16 protein-coding genes are annotated in these 19773 nt (G+C 71.4%); 11 read left to right on the top strand and 5 right to left on the bottom strand.

Annotation, left to right across the window (positions count from 1 at the left end; translation table 11 throughout):
- Positions 1 to 29: 29 nt before the first annotated feature.
- From AB0F04_RS03520 to AB0F04_RS03490, 7 genes are all read left to right on the top strand, one after another.
- A complete protein-coding gene (locus AB0F04_RS03520; RefSeq protein ID WP_362037261.1) occupies positions 30 to 2207 on the top strand; it encodes a glycosyltransferase family 39 protein in 2178 nt (725 codons plus the stop codon).
- A 27-nt stretch (positions 2208 to 2234) separates the two neighbouring features.
- On the top strand, positions 2235 to 2984 hold the full coding sequence (locus AB0F04_RS03515; protein WP_362037259.1) for a response regulator transcription factor: 750 nt from the start codon (positions 2235 to 2237) through the stop codon (positions 2982 to 2984).
- Positions 2981 to 4525, top strand: a complete 1545-nt coding sequence (locus tag AB0F04_RS03510) for a HAMP domain-containing sensor histidine kinase (protein WP_362037257.1) — start codon at positions 2981 to 2983, stop codon at positions 4523 to 4525. The genes AB0F04_RS03515 and AB0F04_RS03510 overlap by 4 nt, the downstream gene beginning before the upstream one ends.
- A 215-nt stretch (positions 4526 to 4740) precedes the next feature.
- Complete coding sequence (locus AB0F04_RS03505; RefSeq protein WP_362037254.1) at positions 4741 to 4998, top strand: transposase; 258 nt, start codon at positions 4741 to 4743, stop codon at positions 4996 to 4998.
- Between the two features lie 20 nt (positions 4999 to 5018).
- Entirely contained in the window at positions 5019 to 6326 is a 1308-nt protein-coding gene (pcaC, locus tag AB0F04_RS03500; RefSeq protein ID WP_362037252.1) for a 4-carboxymuconolactone decarboxylase, read from the top strand.
- Positions 6327 to 6369: 43 nt separating this feature from the next.
- Positions 6370 to 7005 carry an MBL fold metallo-hydrolase gene (locus AB0F04_RS03495; RefSeq protein ID WP_362037251.1) on the top strand — a complete coding sequence of 212 codons (636 nt, stop codon included), beginning with the start codon at positions 6370 to 6372 and terminating at the stop codon, positions 7003 to 7005.
- 45 nt (positions 7006 to 7050) lie between these two features.
- Positions 7051 to 7830, top strand: a complete 780-nt coding sequence (locus tag AB0F04_RS03490; protein WP_362037249.1) for an exodeoxyribonuclease III — start codon at positions 7051 to 7053, stop codon at positions 7828 to 7830.
- Here AB0F04_RS03490 and AB0F04_RS03485 read toward each other — a convergent pair.
- Positions 7827 to 9569: an SGNH/GDSL hydrolase family protein gene (locus tag AB0F04_RS03485; protein WP_362037347.1), complete on the bottom strand. Its 1743-nt coding sequence runs from the start codon at positions 9567 to 9569 to the stop codon at positions 7827 to 7829. The two genes, AB0F04_RS03490 and AB0F04_RS03485, sit on opposite strands and share 4 nt — an antisense overlap.
- Before the next feature lie 279 nt (positions 9570 to 9848).
- On the opposite strand from AB0F04_RS03485, the gene AB0F04_RS03480 reads away from it, so the two are divergent.
- Positions 9849 to 10256 carry a DUF6278 family protein gene (locus AB0F04_RS03480; RefSeq protein ID WP_362037247.1) on the top strand — a complete coding sequence of 136 codons (408 nt, stop codon included), beginning with the start codon at positions 9849 to 9851 and terminating at the stop codon, positions 10254 to 10256.
- Positions 10257 to 10396: 140 nt separating this feature from the next.
- Positions 10397 to 11140 carry an amino acid ABC transporter ATP-binding protein gene (locus tag AB0F04_RS03475; protein WP_362037245.1) on the top strand — a complete coding sequence of 248 codons (744 nt, stop codon included), beginning with the start codon at positions 10397 to 10399 and terminating at the stop codon, positions 11138 to 11140.
- A gap of 222 nt (positions 11141 to 11362) precedes the next feature.
- Here AB0F04_RS03475 and AB0F04_RS03470 read toward each other — a convergent pair whose 3' ends face one another.
- Together AB0F04_RS03470 and AB0F04_RS03465 are read right to left on the bottom strand one after the other, a co-directional pair.
- Positions 11363 to 12931: a CocE/NonD family hydrolase gene (locus tag AB0F04_RS03470; protein WP_362037243.1), complete on the bottom strand. Its 1569-nt coding sequence runs from the start codon at positions 12929 to 12931 to the stop codon at positions 11363 to 11365.
- 116 nt (positions 12932 to 13047) lie between these two features.
- Positions 13048 to 13806, bottom strand: coding sequence for a hypothetical protein (locus AB0F04_RS03465; RefSeq protein WP_362037241.1), 759 nt, complete (start codon positions 13804 to 13806; stop codon positions 13048 to 13050).
- Between the two features lie 104 nt (positions 13807 to 13910).
- On the opposite strand from AB0F04_RS03465, the gene ggt reads away from it, so the two are divergent.
- Complete coding sequence (gene ggt / locus AB0F04_RS03460; protein ID WP_362037239.1) at positions 13911 to 15719, top strand: gamma-glutamyltransferase; 1809 nt, start codon at positions 13911 to 13913, stop codon at positions 15717 to 15719.
- 225 nt (positions 15720 to 15944) lie between these two features.
- On the opposite strand, the gene AB0F04_RS03455 is transcribed toward ggt, so the two are convergent.
- Both AB0F04_RS03455 and map read right to left on the bottom strand, forming a co-directional pair.
- On the bottom strand, positions 15945 to 18482 hold the full coding sequence (locus tag AB0F04_RS03455; RefSeq protein ID WP_362037236.1) for an ATP-dependent Clp protease ATP-binding subunit: 2538 nt from the start codon (positions 18480 to 18482) through the stop codon (positions 15945 to 15947).
- 186 nt (positions 18483 to 18668) lie between these two features.
- The gene (gene map / locus AB0F04_RS03450) at positions 18669 to 19436 is read right to left on the bottom strand and encodes a type I methionyl aminopeptidase (RefSeq protein ID WP_362037233.1); all 768 of its coding nucleotides are present in this window, start codon (positions 19434 to 19436) and stop codon (positions 18669 to 18671) included.
- 33 nt (positions 19437 to 19469) lie between these two features.
- On the opposite strand from map, the gene AB0F04_RS03445 reads away from it, so the two are divergent.
- Entirely contained in the window at positions 19470 to 19721 is a 252-nt protein-coding gene (locus tag AB0F04_RS03445; protein ID WP_362037230.1) for a helix-turn-helix transcriptional regulator, read from the top strand.
- Positions 19722 to 19773: the final 52 nt, after the last annotated feature.

Here is a 19773-nt window from a genome sequence, read left to right as displayed (position 1 = left end):
GAGACTCGAGACCTGAGAGCGATTTCCCCGTGACCCACACCACCGAGGCGACGACGGGTATCGTCACGCGCCTTCTCGTCATCGGCCGCGCTCTGCCGCGCCGGGCGGCCGCCCCCGTCGCGCTCGGCGCGATCCTGTTGCTGTCCGCGCTGCTGTACGGCTGGGCGCTCGGCTCCCTCGGCTGGGGCAACAGCTACTACTCGGCCGCCGTGAAGTCGATGGGCCGGAACTGGACGAACTTCCTGTTCGGCTCCTTCGACCCCGCCGGCGTCATCACCGTCGACAAACCCCCGGCCGCGCTCTGGCCACAGGTGATCAGCAGCAAGATCTTCGGCCTGCACGGCTGGGCACTGATCCTGCCCCAACTGCTGGAGGGGGTCGCCGCCGTCTTCGTCCTGCACCGCACAGTCCGCCGCTGGGCGGGGGAGGGCGCGGCGCTCCTCGCCGCCCTGGTGATGACCCTGACCCCGATCACCGTGGCGATCAACCGGGACAACAACCCCGACACGCTGCTGGTGCTCTTCCTGGTGACCGCTGCCTACGCGCTGACCCGCGCCCTCCAGTGCGAGTCGGTCCGGCACGGCACGTGGTGGCTGTGCGCGAGTGGATTCCTGATCGGTTGCGGCTTCCTCACGAAGATGATGGCGGCCTGGATGGTGCTGCCGGCGCTCGCCGCGGCCTGGATGGTCGGTGCGACCGGAACCTGGGTCGCACGGACCGGGCGTCTGCTGATCGCCGGTGCCGTGTGCGCCGTCTCCTCGCTCTGGTGGGTCGCGACGGTCGCCTGGTGGCCGGGGGAACGACCGTACATCGGCGGCAGCACCGACGGCGGCGCGTGGAACCTGGTGACCGGGTACAACGGGCTCGGCCGGATCTTCGGCGAGAGTGCGGGCAGCGGCGGCCTGGGCAACATCGGCGGGGCGTTCGGAGGTGAGGCGGGACTGCTGCGGTTGTTCGACGACCAGGTGGCAGGGCAGATCAGCTGGCTGTTGCCGGTGAGTGCCGTGGCGCTGATCGTCGCCGTGACCGGGGTGGTGCTGCGGCGACGGGGCAGCGGCTCGGCGGGCGAGGCGCTGGCGGGCTCCGGGTGGGTGCTGTGGGGGACCTGGCTACTGGTGTGTGGCCTGGTCTTCTCCACCCAGGAAGGCACGTTCCACCCGTACTACACGACCCAACTCACCCCTGCTGTCGCCGCGTTGACCGCCGGACTCGTCACCGCGCTGGCGCGGGCGCATCGGGCCGGGGCCCGCTGGGCGCTCCCGGTGGGTGCCGGGACCGTGCTGCTGACCGTGGGCTGGGCGGTGGTCGTCATCCGCCGGGTCCCGTCCTGGCACGGCTGGCTGGCGTGGCCGGTACTGGCACTGGGGCTGGTGGCGGCGACATTGCTCGCCGTCGCGACACTGAAGCCGAGGCTTACGGCGGCTGCCCTCGGCGGAGCGGTGCTGGCGATCCTGCTCGCCCCGGGCGCGTGGGCCGTGAGCGTGACGGCCGGATCCGGATTGGGCGGGGGCAACCCGACGGCCGGACCGGTGACGCTTTCCTTCGGCGGGGGTGGGACGTCCGGAGGTAGTCTGCCGGAAGGCTTCGAAGCACCTGGAGTCAAGGGCAGTGGCGATCTCCCGGAAGGCTTCCAGGCGCCGGAAGCCGGCGGGGGTTCCGGATCCGGCTCTCCGTCGTCCGGCACCGGCGGCACCCTCCCCTCCTTCCCGGGAATCGGCAGCGGCACAGGCGCAGGCGGCCTTCCGGGTGCGTTCGCCGGAATCGGCGCGACCTCTCTCACCTCCGGCCAGCGCAAGATCCTCGACTTCGCCGTCGAGCATTCGGAGGGCACGCGTATCACTCTCGCGGTCGAGGGCGGCGCCAACAGCGCGGCGACCTACATCCTGGACAGCGACGCCACCGTGATCGGCATGGGCGGTTTCGGCGGCAACGACAACGCCCCGTCCGTGCGGCAACTGGAGAAGTGGACCAGGAACGGCGAACTGCGCTACGTACTCGGCTCGTCCGGCGGTGGCACCGTCCTCGGGTTGGGCGGCGAGAACAACGCGGCCGGCGAGCGGTCCGCGTGGATCGGCCGGAACTGCACCAAGGTGCCCGCCAAGGAGTACGGCGGCACCGCCGATGGCAGCGGCTCCACGACGGGCGGCATCATAGGCGGAACGAGCACGACCTTGTACGACTGCTCCGCCAAGACCCGCGCCAAGTAGCGCCCGGAGAATGGATCACACAGGACCATGCCCGACCCGGCCGCCGCGCCCGCTCCGTGCCGTCTCCTGGTGGTCGAGGACGACCCCAGCATCCGGATGCTGCTGGAGTCGGCGCTGCGGCTGTCCGGCTACGAGGTCCTCGGCTCCGCCACAGCCCAGAACGCCCTGCGGGACGTGGAGGAATGGCGGCCCGACCTCGTGCTCCTCGACATCATGCTGCCCGACCTGAACGGCCTGGAAGTCACCCGTAGGCTGCGCGCGGGCGGAGTCCGGACGCCGGTGCTGTTCCTGACGGCCCGTGGTGAGCTCTCCGACCGCATCGCGGGGCTGAGTGCGGGCGGCGACGACTACGTGACCAAGCCGTTCAGCATCGAGGAGGTGCTGCTGCGCATCGGCGCCATTCTGCGCCGCACCCACCCGGACCGTGCGTTCGGGACCGAGGGTGCCGACCACGGAATCCTGCGCTTCGCCGACCTCGAACTGGACGAGTACGCCCACGAAGTGCACCGGGCCGGCGAGTACGTCCCGCTGTCCCCGACCGAGTTCAAGCTGCTCACCTACCTCATGGAGAACCCCCACCGGGTGCTGAGCAAGACCAAGATCCTCGATCAGGTCTGGGGATACGACTTCGCGGGCGACAGCCGTATCGTCGAGACGTACATCAAGTACCTGCGCCGCAAGATCGACCGCTTCGATCCGCCTCTGTTGCACACCGTGCGCGGAGTTGGCTACTGCCTGCGGCTTCCCCAGGGCCATCCAACAGGAGTTGACCGGTGAGCCGCCGCCGCTGGGCGCTGCGCCCCCGTTCGCTGCGCGGACGGCTCGTCTGGGGTGTGACCCTGCTGGCCGCGGCGGTGGTCCTGACCGCGCAGGCGATCGGGGTCACGGGAATGCACTCCTGGCTGCTGAACCGGGTCGATGAGCAGCTCAACGACTTCGTGCTCCCGGACCGCGCCTTCACCCAGCCCGTGGGGCCGGTCTTCGCGCCCCCACCGGACTCCGGCACCCTGCCTTCGGACTTCCGGGTCACCTCCTACACGGCCTCGGGCGATCAGCAGGGCACCCTCGGCGCCGGAAGCAAGCCGGGGCCGAAGCTCCCGCGGTCCAGCGACCAACTGCATCTGAAACGGGGACGGGCAACGACAGTCGCCGCCGAGTCCGGCGACGGCCAATGGAGGGTTCTGTGGAGGGAGGGGCCGGCGCGGGGTACCACCTACGTGGTCGCCCTGCCCCTCGACACAGTCCAGGGAGCCTTGTCCAAGCAGTTGGCCCTCAACGCGATCGCCCTGGGCGCAGCCGTGCTCGGTCTGATCGCAGTGGGCCGCACGGTGGTCCGCGTCGGCCTGCTGCCGCTGACCCGCATGGAGCAGACGGCCCAGGGCATCACCGCCGGGGTCCTCGACCTACGGCTGTCCGACACCGATCCGCGCACCGAGACCGGACGCCTGGGCGCCGTACTCAACGACATGCTCGACCGCCTCCAACACGCCCTGCGGCAGCGGGAGTTCTCGGAGGCCAGGCTGCGCCGCTTCGTCGCCGACGCCGGACACGAACTGCGCACGCCCCTCACCACGGTCCAGGGCTTCGCTCAACTGGCCCTTCGTCACCCGGACCGTCCCGCCGAGCAGCGTCGGGAGGCCGACGAACAAATCGCCCGCAACGCCGAGCGCATGAACCATTTGGTCGACGACCTGCTGCTTCTCGCCAAGCTCGACCAGCAGTCGGCCTCTCGCGCCGACCCCGTCGACCTGCTTTCGCTCGCGGCCGACGCGGTGAGCGCGGCGGCCGTCCGTGCCAACGGCGAACACCGGATCACGCTCAGCCCACTGGACACGAAGAACAAAGACAGCGACCTGGACCTGGTGGAGGCAGTCGGTGACCCCGACCGCCTGCTCCAGGTCGTCAACAACCTCCTGTCCAACGCCCTCGTTCACACACCCGCGGGCACCCCCGTCGACGTACGCGTGGGCACCGCCCGGGCGGGAGCAACCAGGGGCGGAACCGACCGGCCCGGCCGCACCAGCCCGAGCCCGCCCTTGGCCGAGTCCACGCCGACAGGCGTGATCGAGGTCGTCGACCGGGGGCCGGGACTCGCCCCGGAGGAGGCCGATCGGGTCTTCGAGCGCTTTTATCGGGTCGATCCCTCGCGTTCCCGCGACCGAGGCGGCAGCGGACTCGGCCTCGCCATCGCGTCGGCGATCGCCCAGGGCCACGGCGGACGAGTGGAACTGGACACGGCGCCCGGCGAGGGCTGCACCTTCCGGCTGGTCGTTCCGCTCGGCGACGGGAGCCGTGCGCCGGTACCGGAGAGTCTGTGAGTCTGTCGCAGGCGGCAGACTCTGATGTCGTGCAGCGGGGGCGCGCAGGCATCACCACGGGCACCGGCGGCGCGAGGACGGCCGACCGCCCTCGTGGTTCCGGCAGGGGCCGCCGTGGCCGCCACAGACGACGAGAGTCCTCGTGGCTGTTCGCACTCGTCGCGCAGTGAGGCGAGTGGTCCTGGTCTGGGACGGCCTGTCCGCCCACTGGAGCGATGCGGGCCTGGGTCGCCGAACAGGACCGGCTCACCCGGGAACGATCACCCGCCTACGCTCCCGAGCTGAACCCGGTGGAACTGCTGTGGTCCTCGCTCAAGAAGCGTGAACTCGCCAACCTCGCCGGCGACCACCTCGTCGATGTCGCCGACGCTACCGAGGCAGACTCGACCGACGAGGCCGTCGGCAGTGCCCGGCGAATCGAGCCACGGATGCGTCGAGCCGTGGGCTTCCCCCGGCTGTGTGAGATTTCGTGAGACGTGAGAGGGTCTGGGACGTGAGTGAGACACCACCGAGCACCCTGCAATACCGCTTTGACGGGCCAGAAGAGGCCCCGGTCCTGATCCTCGGTCCCTCACTGGGTACCACATGGCACATGTGGGACCGCCAGATCCCCGAGCTGACCAAGCAGTGGCGCGTCTTCCGGTTCGACCTGCCCGGCCACGGCGGAGCTCCCGCGTACCCGGCGGGATCCGTGGGGGACATCGCCACACGGCTGCTGGCCACCCTGGAGGTGCTCGGCGTGCAGCGCTTCGGCTACGCGGGCTGCGCGCTCGGCGGCGCCGTCGGCATCGAGCTGGCCCTGCGCCACCCGGAGCCGCTCGCCTCGCTCGCGCTGATCGCCGCCTCGCCCCGCTTCGGCACGGCCGACGAGTTCCGGCAGCGGGGCGTGATCGTCCGCACGAACGGCCTCGACCCGATCGCCCGCACCGCCCCGGAGCGCTGGTTCACCGGCGGGTTCGCCGCCGCGCAGCCCGCGATCACCGAGTGGGCCGTGCAGATGGTGCGCACCACCGACCCGGGCTGCTACATCGCCTCCTGCGAGGCGCTCGCCTCGTTCGACGTCCGCCCCGAACTCGGGCGGGTCGGTGTCCCGACCCTGGTCCTGGTCGGATCGGACGACCAGGTCACCGGCCCCGCCGAGGCCCGCACGCTGGTCGCCGGCATCCCGGACGCCCGTCTCGCCGTCGTCCCGGGCGCCTCCCACCTGGTCCCGGTGGAACAGCCCGCGGCCGTCACCGACCTGCTGGTACGGCACTTCTCCACCGCCTGGCAGCCCGCCTTCGAGATGTCCACCGGCCAGACCGCCCTGCCCCAGGCCGCCCTCAAGCCGGTCCTGTCCACCGCCCCGCCGCAGCCCCCGCAGTCGGGGCCCGTCGCCGAGATCGCCCCGGTCGCCGTACCGCCGCAGGCCCCGGGACGGCCCGACCCGTACGACGCCGGGATCAAGGTCCGCCGCGAGGTGCTGGGCGACGCGCACGTCGACCGGGCGCTCGCCCAGGCCGACGACTTCTCCGGCGACTTCCAGGAGCTCGTCACCCGGTACGCCTGGGGCGAGATCTGGGACCGCCCCGGCCTCGACCGGCGCACCCGCAGCTGCGTCACCCTCACCGCCCTGGTCGCGGGCGGCCACCTGGACGAGCTGGCCTTCCACACCAGAGCCGCCCTGCGCAACGGCCTCACCCCGGGTGAGATCAAGGAAGTGCTGCTCCAGGCGGCCGTGTACTGCGGCGTCCCGGCCGCCAACAGCGCGTTCAAGGTGGCCCAGCAGGTGATCCGCGAGGAGACCACACCGCAGGAGTGAGCCCGCGGGAAGTGCGGAGGCAGGACGGGGGCAGGATGGACGCATGAAGCTCACGAAGAAGTCGCACGCCTGCGTCCGGCTGGAGAAGGACGGCCGGACCCTCGTCCTCGATCCCGGCGGGTTCAGCGAGGAGGACGCCGCGCTCGGCGCGGACGCGATCCTCGTCACCCACGAGCATCCCGACCATTTCGACGAGTCGCGGCTGCGCGCCGCGCTGGAGCGCAACCCGGCGGCCGAGATCTGGACCCTGAAGGCCGTCGCGGAGAAGATCTCCGCCGCCTTCCCCGGCCGCGTCCACACCGTCGGCCACGGCGACACCTTCACCGCCGCGGGCTTCGACGTCCAGGTGCACGGCGAACTCCACGCGGTGATCCACCCGGACATCCCGCGCATCACCAACGTCGGCTACCTCGTCGACGACGGCACGGTCTTCCACCCCGGCGACGCCCTCACCGTCCCCGACCACCCGGTGGAGACGCTGATGCTCCCAGTCATGGCCCCCTGGAGCAAGATCTCCGAGGTCATCGACTACGTGCGCGAGGTGAAGCCGCAGCGCGCCTACGACATCCACGACGCCCTCCTCACCGACCTGGCCCGGCCGATCTACGACCGGCAGATCGGGCAGCTCGGCGGCGCCCAGCACCTGCGGCTGACCCCCGGGGAGTCCGCCGAGGTCTGACGGGGCCGGGCGGGGTTGTCAGACCCGCCGGGTAGGTTGTGGGGCATGCGCATCGCGACCTGGAACGTGAACTCGATCACCGCCCGCCTGCCGAGGCTCCTGGCCTGGCTGGAGAGCAGCGGCACGGACGTGCTGTGCCTCCAGGAGGCCAAGGTCACCGAGGAGCAGTTCCCGGCGGAGCAACTGCGTGAGCTGGGCTACGAGTCGGCGGTTCACGCGACCGGACGGTGGAACGGCGTGGCGGTGCTCTCCCGCGTCGGCATCGAGGACGTCGTCAAGGGCCTGCCCGGCGACCCCGGCTTCGACGGCTCGGTGGAGCCCCGCGCCATCTCGGCGACCTGCGGCCCGCTCCGCGTCTGGTCGGTCTACGTGCCGAACGGCCGTGAGGTGGACCACCCCCACTACGCCTACAAGCTCCAGTGGTTCGAGGCGCTCAAGGCGGCCGTCGCCGGTGACGCGGCCGGCAGCCGCCCGTTCGCGGTGATGGGCGACTACAACGTGGCGCCGACGGACGACGACGTCTTCGACCCCGCCTTCTTCGAGGGTTCCACCCACGTCACCGCCGCCGAGCGCGCCGCGCTGGCCTCCCTGCGCGAGGCCGGCCTGTCGGACGTGGTTCCGCGTCCCCTGAAGTACGAGCACCCGTTCACGTACTGGGACTACCGCCAGCTCTGCTTCCCGAAGAACCGCGGCATGCGCATCGACCTGGTGTACGGCAACGCACCCTTCGCGAAGGCGGTCGGCGACGCGTACGTGGACCGTGAGGAGCGCAAGGGCAAGGGCGCCTCCGACCACGCGCCCGTGGTCGTGGACCTGGACGTCTAGGGCCGCAGCAGCCCCAGGTCGACCGAGTCCGCCAGGGCCGCCAGCCCCGCGTCGCCCGGATGCAGATGGTCCCCGCTGTCGTAGGCGGGGAGCATCCTGGAGGGCCGCTGGGGGTCACGGACCACCGCGTCGAAGTCGAGCACACCGTCGAAGACCCCGCCCTCGCGGATCCACTCGTTCACCACGCCCCGCTCGGCGTCCACGGCGGCGGTGCACCGCGCCTCGCCCTCGCAGGGCAGGATCGTCGCCGCGAGCATCCGCAGTCCCCGGGCGTGCCCGCGCGCGGCGAGCTCACGCAGCCCCGTGATCAGCTGCTCCGCGGAGGTCCCCCACCGCAGGTCGTTCACCCCCTCGAAGACGACGGCCGTGCGCGCCGACGGCTGGGCGAGGACGTCCCGGTCGAAGCGGTGCAGGGCGCTCACCCCGGCCGTGTCCGTGGAGACCCCGTCGCCCGGGTAGCGGTCGGTGACCACGCGGTTGCCCGAAACGCCCAGGTTCAGCACGCCGTACCGCGGGACGGCGCTCTGCCGCAGGAGCCGGGCGGCCAGGACATCAGGCCAGCGCCGGTTGGCGTCGGGCGTGGACTTGTCGCCGTCGGTGATCGAGTCGCCGAGCAGCACCACGGAGCCGGGCCCGCCGCTCACGTCGACCCCGGTGAGCAGCGGCCACCGAGTGATCGTCGAGGTGTACGCCCCGGCGGCGCCGTCCGCCGTGTGATCGCCCGGCTCGCTGACGTAGGAGCGCTGCTGCGCGAGCCCGTGCACGGGCGCCGCGGCCACCGTGCCGGGCAGATGGAAGCTCACCAGCAGGTTGGCGTCCGCCGGGACCGGGAAACCGAGCGGATCGCCGTACGCCTGGCCCCCGGCCGGGATCGTCACGCCCGCCGCACCTCCGAAGGCCAGCGCCACGGGAGCGCCCCGCGACGCCGCCCCCGAGGCCTGCACAGCGACCGTCGCGCTCCCGATCCGTACCGGGGCCGACGCGAAGGTGTTGTCGAACCGCACCCGCACGCGGGGCCCGCCGGCCGAGGTGTGCACGACCAGCCGCAGCGTCCGGTCCGTCCAGGGGCCGATGGCCGCGTAACCGCCCGTGGCGGTGGTCCAGCTGCCCGTCCAGCCCCGCGTGGCGGTCCGCACCGACATCGCGAAGACATGCAGGCCGGGCGCGCTCGGCAGCCGGACCGAGGTCACCGCGCGCCCCGGGGCCAGCGGCACGGTCACGACGTACAGGCGGGCCCGCTGGGCGAGTTGGCCGCCGGGCGTGTTGATGTGCGGCAGGGACACGGCCTTGGTGGCGAGCGGCCCGGTGCGCCAGTCCGGCGCGGTCAGCCGGTAACCGGAGCGGGAGCCGTCCGCGTACGTGATCATCCCCGGGCCGCCCGCCTCCGTGCCGCCGGTGCCCGCCACCAGGAAGGCGAGGGCGTCACCCCTCCCGGTGACCCGGACGTCCTGCCCGGCGGCGCGCACGTTGTCCGGCTGACCCGGCTGCCGCTCGGGCCAGGTCAGCCGGGCGCCCTGCACCGTGAGAGCGCGGCCGGGCGTCCAGCCCGCGGCGGTGAGGTCCTGCGCGGACAGGGAGGCCCCGGCCCCGTCGAAGTCGGCCTCCGCGGGCCGGCTGTCGTCGCTGACGGCCGCGTTGTCGAACAGCCGCTCCAGCGGCACCGGCGCGGCCCGTCCCTCCTCGACAGCCCGGGCGGACACCGCTGGGACCAGCGACCCGCACAGGGCCAGGACGACCATGATCCCCCGGACACATCGGCGCACGGCCGACTCCTCCCACTCGGCGACACACGACGCGACAACGCGGAACACAAAAACCGGGACCGGGACCATCACCGGGACCGGGACCGGGACCGGGACGAAGAGACAACGACGGCCGAGACACACGACGCACGGTGAAATTAGGGAGACAGGAGTGACCCGTCAACGCGCGTCGCGTGAACTCGGCCTGAACTCGACCGGATCGGCGGGCCCGCGCGCCTGTGGTGCGTACGCCGGTACGAATGACAGGCTGGGAGTATGAACATCCCTTTCCTGGGCCACCGGCGCCAGAAGGTCGGGTTCCCCGATCCGGCGGGCATCGCGGAACTCCTCGCCGAGTGCGAGCTGCTGCGCTCCCAGGCGTCCCGGGCGGGTGTCCGGCTGGACGACACGGTGGCCTCGCTGGAGGCGCTGGACCAGCTCCTGCCGCGCTGGCGGGACGACGAGGAGACGCTGACCTGGCTCGGCAACGACGCCGGTCTCTACCTGGGCAGCGTCATCGTGCGCACCGTACCGGGCGCCGTCTGGGAGATCCGTACCGACGGTCAGCCCGTCGTCCGGCTGGACTCCGGCCGCGAGTTCGACGTCGTGGACTCGGGCCACGAGTGGGCCGCGTACGGGGTGCCCGAGCTGTCGCAGCTGTACGCGGAAGTCGCCGAGTCATGACCCCCCTGGCCAGAACCTTTGGCCCAAAGTCCGGCGTAAATACGGCTAATGATCGAAAAGTGCGTGTCGCCCGCCACGTTCGATCTTGCCTGGATACGTTGCGGCAACCACCACACAGCTGAGAGTGAGTAGGGCCGAGTATGTCCGCCGAGCCGCTGATCGAGCTGCGTGACGTCAACAAGCACTTCGGGGAGCTGCATGTCCTGCAGGACATCAACCTCACGGTCGGCCGGGGGGAGGTGGTCGTGGTCATCGGCCCGTCGGGGTCGGGGAAGTCGACCCTCTGCCGGGCGATCAACCGGCTGGAGACCATCGAGTCGGGGCAGATCGTCCTCGACGGGCAGCCGCTGCCGGAGGAGGGCAAGCCCCTGGCCCGGCTGCGCGCCGACGTCGGGATGGTCTTCCAGTCGTTCAACCTCTTCGCCCACAAGACCGTGCTGCAGAACGTCTCGCTGGGGCAGATCAAGGTCCGCGGCCGCCGCAAGGAGGACGCCGACCAGCGCTCCCGGGAGCTGCTCGACCGGGTCGGCGTCGCCAACCAGGCGGACAAGTACCCGGCGCAGCTCTCCGGCGGTCAGCAGCAGCGCGTGGCCATCGCCCGCGCCCTGGCCATGGAGCCCAAGGCGATGCTCTTCGACGAGCCGACCTCGGCCCTCGACCCGGAGATGATCAACGAGGTGCTGGAGGTCATGAAGCAGCTCGCCCGCGAAGGCATGACCATGATCGTCGTCACGCACGAGATGGGCTTCGCCCGCTCGGCCGCCAACCGCGTGGTCTTCATGTCCGACGGCAGGATCGTCGAGGACCGCACCCCGGACGAGTTCTTCACCAACCCGAACAGCGACCGCGCCAAGGACTTCCTCTCCAAGATCCTCAAGCACTGAACGGGCGGGCACCGGACGGCTCATCGGATCGGCCCTCGACTACGATGTGCCCTTCATCCCTGTCGAAGAGGGGGACTTCGCCGAAGGCCGCCGATCCCGCCAGGGGGAGCAGACCGCCCGCCCGGTCCGCGGGGCATGCCCACCGGGTTCGGCCCCCACGGCCCGAAGGCCACGGGGGCAGGCGGTTCACATCGGCCAGGCCCGTCCGGCGGCAGCCGGAGATCACTGCTCGCGCAGCGGAACCGACACGTACGACGGGTCGTCCGCCGGTGAGGAGAAGGTCAGCTGCGCGCCGGACGGGTTGTGCTCGATGTAGAGCGGGTCGACCGTGTCGACGACCAGGGCGAGGCGATGCCCGGCCGGGACGTCGTAGGCCGTGGAGTACAGCTCCAGGTCGACGCCGAACGGCTTTCCGGGGGTGCGCCCGTGGAAGGTGTACGGCGCGTGGGTGACCAGCTTGCCGAGGCCGAGCGGCCCCACGTCGTACAGGTAGGCGACGAGGGTGCCGCTCTCCTTGGTCGGGGTGAGTGTCGTGTGCAACTTCGGCGTTCCGCGCACCTGTTGGGCTGTGGCGGGCTTCTCCGTCTGCCAGACGGCGGCCCAGCGGCGGGGGAGCAGCGGGATCGAGGCCATCGGCGGCAGCTGGGTCACCTGGTCGAGGATGCTGGACAGGAAGACGACACCGCCGTCCGCCCCGGAGTTCACGTTCGCGCGGATCGTCTTCGAGTCGTCGAGCGCGATCTTCCGGTCGGTCGCGGCGGCCGACTTCCAGTCCGGGTAGCCCTCGTAGCCGCCGGTGGAACGGGACTTGAGCTGGACGGGCTGCTCACGGTCGATGCCGTTGTCCTCGCCCCTCAGGTAGTGGTCGAACCAGCGCCCGGTGTCCTTCCACACGTCGTTGGGCAGCCCGAACAGGCCGGTCAGCTCGGCGGTGGCGTGGTCGCCGGGCCGCATCTCCAGCCGTTTGGGGCCGGTCAGCTTCTCGTAGAAGTCGGCGTACTGGTTGGGCGGGAAGACGGTGTCGCCCCAGGCGTTGGCGAGCATGACGGCCGCGCCGTTGTCGTTGATCCGGTCGACGTACGTCGCAGCGGAACGTTTCTTCCCCCAGGCGATGAGCTCCGGCTCCTTCGCCAGGTTGGAGCCGTAGAAGTCGTCGAAGGTCTGCCGGAGTTCCGCGCTCTGGCGGCCCGTCACCACGCTCGCGCCGTCCAGCAGGGCGGCGGCCTGGAGGTGCTGGGTGCGCCCGGCGTAGATCGAACCGATCAGGTCGGCCCAGCCGCTGAGCGAGGCGACCGCCCTGACCCGCTTGTCGTGCGCGGCGGTCAGCAGGCTGATGCCCGCGCCGTAGGAGACGCCCGCCATGCCGATGTGCCCGGCGTCCGCGGGAGTGTGGGCCAGCGCCCAGTCGATGACCTTCGACGCGTCGGCGACATCGGGTGGGCCCGCCACTTCTATCTCGCCGCCGGACTGCCAGAATCCGCGCACGTTGTAGGTGACGACGACGTACCCGGAGTCGGCCAGTTTCTGCGCCTGGGCCAGGTACTCGACCTGGGGCAGACCCCAGCTCGTGGGCATGACGAGCAGCGGGTAGCGGTCGGTGCCGCGGGCGCCGGCCGGTGTGACGACGTTGGCCTTGAGGGCGGTGCCGCCGTCACCGGCGATGTCGACGAAGCGGACGGGGTGCGGCGCCGCCTGGGCGGTGGGGGCGAGACCCAGGGCGGTTCCGGCGACCAGGGTTGCCGAGACGGCGCCTACGGCGGTGGTGCGCAGGGCCTTGCGGTGATGTCCCACGGGTCACTCCTCACTCGTGTCAGTGCAAAGTGACCGAACGGTAACCGCGACCTCTTACCAGAGGTAACCCGTCGGTAAGTTACGTGCCAGTAACGATTGTTGAGCGGTGGAGGAGTCTAGGAGGCACGGTGTGTATTACGTGGAACAGGGGCCTCTGGCAGGGGTGCCTGTGCCGCCCGGGTCACGTCCCCCACCAGTTCGACGACGTCCGGGCCGTACGCCTGTGAGTTGATCACCTTGAGCAGCAGGACGAACGAGCCGGTGCCGTACTTGCGGGTCAGACGCTCGTGGTTGCGGGCGAGGTAGCGGGTGGCTGCCTGATTGGTGATGGCCCGCTGGCCGCAGAACAGGAACACGGGACGCGTCTCGCGGCGGTCACCGACGGTGAGCCGGGCCAGTATCACGTACTCCGTGACGCCGGGGTTCATGCGATAGCGCTCGCTTCCTACCTGGAAGGCGCCTCGGTCCGGCCCCGGTTCGGGGTCGACGTTGACGCGCACGCCGGGGAGCATGGCCGCCATGTGCGCCACCATGCGCCGGTTCGAACCCGGGCCGCCCACGCAGAACTCGGTGCGCTCCCCGAAGCCCTGATGGGCGGCGTCATGCGTGACCACATGGAGATTCGCTCCACAGTCCTTGATCAGCGCGGAGAGTTCCAGGAGCGCGTACACGTCGAAGCGGTGGACCGCCGGCTCGGAGGCGGCCGGGTCGCGGTTGACGACGAGCAGCGACTCGGAGTTGTCGGGCAGGCCGAAGAAGGCCTGCTTGCGCCTGAGTTTCCGCTTCCACAGAAACGTACGGGCGAGCCAGCCCAGCGTCGCACTGATGCCCGCCGCGACCACACCCAGAACGATGTTGCGCACGTCGTCATTCATGGGCGCGCATGCTAGCGGGCCCGACGCACCGGTGTTCGACGCCTTCCTGACGCGACCATGGTGATGAATTAAGCTGCGCGGACGGCCTTTGACTGGAGGTGCGGATGCGTCGCCCTGTCGCACGGAATCTGACGGTCCTGGCGGTTTCGGCCGCCGTGGTGGTGTCGGTGGGAGCGGCGGCGCCGCCATCCGCCGCGCCGGGCACCGGCGGTGGGAAATCCCCGCTGGCCGTCGGCTACGGCGGTGCCGTCTCGAGTGTCGACCCGGACGCCTCCGCAGCCGGGATCGAGGTTCTGCGGAAGGGCGGCAACGCCGTCGACGCCGCCGTCGCAACGGCCGCCGCGCTCGGCGTCACCGAGCCCTACTCCGCCGGCATCGGCGGGGGCGGCTACTTCGTGTACTACGACGCCAAGTCCCGCACGGTGCGCACCATCGACGGCCGTGAGACCGCGCCCCTGAGCGCCGGCAAGAACCTGTTCGTCGAGAACGGCAAGCCCCTCGCCTTCGCCGAGGCCGTCAGCAGCGGCCTGAGCGTCGGCACCCCCGGAACGCCCGCCACCTGGCAGACCGCACTCGACCAGTGGGGCAGCGAGCGCCTGGCGAGTGTCCTCAAGCCGGCCGAGCGGCTGGCGCGCGACGGCTTCACCGTCGACGAGACGTTCCGCTCGCAGACGGCGTCCAACGAGACCCGCTTCCGCTACTTCCCGGACACCGCCGAGCTGTTCCTGCCGGGCGGGCAGCTCCCCGTCGTCGGATCCACCTTCAAGAACCCCGATCTCGCCCGCACCTACGCGGAGCTGGGGCGCAAGGGCGTCGACACCATCTACCGCGGCCGCCTCGGCCGGGACATCGTCGACACGGTCAACAAACCGCCGGTGGATCCCGGATCGGGCTGGAACGCCCGGCCCGGCGACCTGACCGCGAAGGACCTGGCCGCCTACCGCGCCAAGCTCCAGGCACCCACCAGGACCTCCTACCGGGGTCTCGGCGTCTACTCCATGGCGCCGTCCTCCTCCGGAGGCACGACGGTCGGTGAGGCGCTCAACATCCTGGAGCGGACCGACCTGTCCAAGGCGAGCAGGGCCCGCTACCTGCACCGCTTCATCGAGGCCAGCCGGATCGCGTTCGCCGACCGGGGCCGCTGGGTGGGCGACCCCGCCTTCGAGGACGTGCCGACGAAGGAACTGCTGTCGCAGCGGTTCGCCGACTCGCGCGAGTGCCTCATCAAGGACGACGCGGTGCTCACGAGTCCCGTGCCGCCGGGGGACCCGCGCAACCCCGCGCGCTGCGGCTCGGGGGGCAAGGCGGCTCCCACGACGTACGAGGGTGACAGCACCACACATCTGACGGTGGCCGACAAGTGGGGCAACGTCGTCGCCTACACCCTCACCATCGAGCAGACCGGCGGCAGCGGGATCACCGTCCCCGGACGGGGGTTCATCCTCAACAACGAGCTGACGGACTTCTCGTTCACCCCGGCGAACCCGGCCGTGCACGACCCGAACCTGCCGGGGCCCGGCAAGCGGCCGCGGTCGTCCATCTCGCCGACGATCGTGCTGGACCGGCACCACAAGCCGGTGGTGGCGCTGGGGTCGCCGGGTGGCGCGACGATCATCACGACCGTTCTGCAGACCCTCACCGGGTTCGTCGACCGGGGACTGCCGCTGGTCGACGCGATCGCGGCGCCCCGGGCCAGTCAGCGCAACGCCGCGCAGACCGAGCTGGAGCCGGGGCTGTACGACGACACCGAGCTGAGGAAACAGCTCGAGGCGATCGGGCACTCCTTCAAGGTGAACCCGGAGATCGGTGCGGCCACCGGTGTGCAGCGGCTGCCGGGTGGGAAATGGCTGGCAGCCGCCGAGACCGTGCGGCGGGGTGGGGGGTCGGCGATGGTGGTGCGGCCTGTGCGGTGAGTTGCCGGGTGCGGGTGCGTGGGGGCTTGTCGCGCAGTTCCCGCGCCCCTAGGTCGTGTCCGCAAAGTCCCGTCGTCCGCCCGGAGGGCGGGCCCCGCGGCGTCTGGTGCGTGCTCTCGGCGTGCCGGGCGGAGTCCCTCGTACTGGATGTACTTGGGTCTTCGTCCGGTGCGGCGAGAGTGCGTGCCAGGCGTCGTGGGGCAGGCGGGACTTTGCGGACACGACCTAGGGCGAGGGTGCAGCTGCCTCTCCGGTCTCGAACGCCAAGTGGCCGTCCTGCACATCCACCGTCACCCCGCCGCCCTGCTCCACCCTGCCGTCCAGCAACAGGCGTGACAGTTCGTTGTCCACCTCGCGCTGGATCGTGCGGCGCAGCGGGCGGGCGCCGTACTCCGGCTGGTAGCCGCGCTCGGCCAGCCACTCCACCGCCCGGTCGGTGAAGGTCACCGTGATGCCCTTGTCCTGGACCAGGGACCTGGTGCGGTCCAGCAGGAGGTTGGTGATCCGGCGCAGCTGCTCGGTGGTCAGCTGGCGGAAGACGACGATCTCGTCGATGCGGTTGAGGAACTCGGGGCGGAAGTGCTCGCGCAGCGGGCGCAGGATCTGCTCGCGGCGGGCCTCCTCGTCCGCGTCGGCGCCGCCCGCCGCGAAGCCCGTCGTGGCACCGCGGCGGGTGATCGCCTCGGACCCGAGGTTGCTCGTCATCACGATGACGGTGTTGCTGAAGTCCACCGTGCGGCCCTGGGAGTCGGTCAGCCGTCCGTCGTCGAGGACCTGGAGCAGGATGTTGAAGACGTCCGGGTGGGCCTTCTCCACCTCGTCCAGCAGGAGCAGCGAGTACGGGTGGCGGCGCACGACCTCGGTGAGCTGGCCCGCCTCCTCGTGGCCGACGTAGCCGGGCGGGGCGCCGACCAGCCGGCTGACGGTGTGGCGCTCCTGGTACTCGCTCATGTCGAGCCGGACCATGCGGTCCTCGCTGCCGAACAGCGCCTCGGCGAGCGCCCGGGCCAGTTCGGTCTTGCCCACACCCGTCGGGCCGAGGAAGAGGAAGCTGCCGATGGGGCGGTCGGGGGCCGCGAGCCCGGCGCGGGAGCGCAGCACGGCGTCCGAGACGACCCGCACGGCCTCGTCCTGGCCGACCACCCGCTGGTGCAGATGCTCCTCCAGGCCCAGCAGGCGGTCCTTCTCCTCCTGCGTGAGGCTGCTGACCGGGATGCCGGTCTGCCGGGACACCACCTCGGCGATCGACTCGGCCGCGACCACCAGGTCCTGGCCCTCGTCGACCTCGCCGTCCCCGCCGGCGTCGGTGATCCGCTGCTTCAGCTCCACGATCCGGTCGCGCAACTGGGTGGCCTGCTCGTACTGTTCGTCGGCGACGGCCTGGTCCTTGTCCCGGGTCAGCTGCTCGAGCTCCCGCTCCATGGACCGTACGTCCGTGCCCTTGGTCCGGGCCCGCAGCCGCACCCGGGCGCCGGCCTGGTCGATGAGGTCGATCGCCTTGTCGGGCAGGCGGCGGTCGGTGAGGTAGCGGTCGGACAGCTCCACGGCCGCGACCAGGGCCTCGTCGGTGTAACGGACCTGGTGGTGGGCCTCGTAGCGGTCCTGGAGACCGCGCAGGATCTCGATCGCGTCCGCTGCCGTGGGCTCGGGCACCATGATCGGCTGGAAGCGGCGGGCCAGCGCCGCGTCCTTCTCGATGCGGCGGTACTCCTCCAGAGTGGTGGCTCCGACGATGTGCAGCTCGCCCCGGGCGAGGGCCGGTTTGAGGATGTTGCCGGCGTCCATCGAGCTGCCGTCGCCGCCACCGGAACCGGCGCCCACGACGGTGTGCAGCTCGTCGATGAAGATGATCAGCTGGTCGGAGTGGGCGCGGATCTCGCCCACGATGTTGTTCATCCGCTCCTCGAAGTCGCCCCGGTAGCGGGTGCCCGCGACCACGCCCGTGAGGTCCAGGGCGACCACGCGGCGCCCGATGAGGACATCGGGCACGTCCGCCTCGGAGATGCGCTGCGCCAGCCCTTCCACGATGGCCGTCTTGCCGACTCCCGCGTCACCGATCAGCACGGGGTTGTTCTTGCCGCGCCGCGAGAGGACCTCGACGGTCTGCTCGATCTCCTGGTCCCGGCCGATCACCGGGTCGATACGGCCCTGGCGGGCCAGTTCGGTGAGGTCGCGGCCGTACTTGTCGAGGGTCGGCGTGTTCGTCGGGCGCGGGCGCTCGGCCTGCGGGGCCTCGGGCGCCTCGGGCGGCTCCGAGGGGGCGAAGCGGGCCGCGTTCAGGATGTGCCCGGCAGCCGAGTCGGGGTTGGAGGCCAGGGCGCTGAGCACGTGCTCCGGGCCGATGTAGCCGTAGCCGCGGGCCCGCGCCATGTCGTGCGCGTCCAGCAGGGCCCGCTTGGCGGCGGGGGTGAGGGACAGCGCGGTCGGGGGCGGGGCGTCGTCCGGGGTGTGCTGGACCGGTCCCGACCGGTCGTCGATCTGCGACGCCAGCGAGTCGGGATTCGCACCGGCCTTGCTGAGCAGGGTGCGGGTGGGCTCCGTGGCGAGCGCCGCCCGCAGCAGATGCTGGGTGTCGAGGTCCCGGCTGCCGTGCTCGGCGGCGTACTGGGCGGCGCCGCGGACGAGCTCCCGGGCCGGCTGGCTGAGCAGCCGCCCGAGATCGATCTGCCGGGGACCGGGGCGGGGTCCGCCGAAGAAGCGTGCGAGGAATTCTCCGAAGGGATCCGAGCCGTAGCCCTCCGGGCTGGTGAAGCCGCTGCTCATGGGCCTTCCGTTCCCGGCGTCCCCGGCGCGCGGGCGGGGGACGCCCTCGCTTGTCGACGTGCCGCGGTCGGGTAACCCGGGTGGCAGCCGGTTACACCTGGGGCGCGCTCGTAGAACACCTTCGCACGATCGCCGACGAGAGGCACCTTCGGGGCATACCAGGAGGAAGCGGGCTACGGGAGGTGCTCAGCGGGCGGTGAGGATCCGCGGCCCGGATTCCCTGATCGCCACGGTGTGCTCCGCGTGGGCCGCACGGGAGCCGTCGTTCGTCCGCAGGGTCCAGCCGTCGGGCGCCGCGTGGAAGGCGTCCGTGCCGCCCGCGATCACCATGGGCTCGATCGCCAGCACCATGCCGTGCCGCAGCCGCATGCCGCGCCCCGGGCGGCCCTCGTTCGGCACGCCGGGATCCTCGTGCATCCGGCGGCCGATGCCGTGGCCGCCGAAGCCGTCGGGGATGCCGTAGCCGGCGCTCCGGCACACGGTCCCGATCGCATGGGCGATGTCGCCGATGCGGTTGCCCACGACGGCCGCCTCGATCCCGGCCGCGAGGGCCCGCTCGGCGGTCTCGATCAGGCGGAGGTCCGCCGCGCGCGGGGTGCCGACGACGAAGCTGAGCGCCGAGTCGCCCACCCAGCCGCCCAGTTCGGCGCCGAAGTCGATGGAGACGAGGTCGCCGTCGCGCAGGCGGTAGCGGCCCGGGACGCCGTGCACGATCGCGTCGTTGACCGAGACGCAGAGAACCGCGGGGAAGGGGGTCGGTGCGAAGGGCGGGCGGTATCCGAGGAAGGGCGAGGTCGCGCCCGCCGCACGCAGGACGTCATGCGCCACCTCGTCCAGCTCCAGCGGGGAGACGCCCACACCGGCGGCCTTCCGCACGGCCGTCAGGGCACGGGCGACGACCTGGCCCGCCTCGTACATCGCGTCGATCGAAGGGTCTGTCTTCAGCTCCACCATGCCAATTACTATACCGGTATTAGAATGGGTTCCATGGTGCGCACCCCTCTCACCCCCGAAGAGCGCGAACGCGGCGAGCGGCTCGGCCGGCTGCTGCGTGAGGCGCGCGGCGGCCGGAGCATGACGGAGATCGCGGCGGGCGCGGGCATCTCCGCTGAGACCCTGCGGAAGATCGAGACCGGGCGGGCCCCGACCCCGGCCTTCTTCACCGTGGCCGCGCTGGCCGGGGTCCTCGGGCTGTCCATGGACGACCTGGCCGGGCAGTGCACGCCGGTGCCCCTCTGAGGCTCTTGCGCCGCACGTGAAAACTCCCCGTAGCGCTCCCGTAACACACATC

Origin of the sequence: Streptomyces sp. NPDC029041 (assembly GCF_040637515.1) — a bacterium.
Classification (GTDB): domain Bacteria; phylum Actinomycetota; class Actinomycetes; order Streptomycetales; family Streptomycetaceae; genus Streptomyces.
This window is presented reverse-complemented; position numbering and strand designations above follow the sequence as displayed.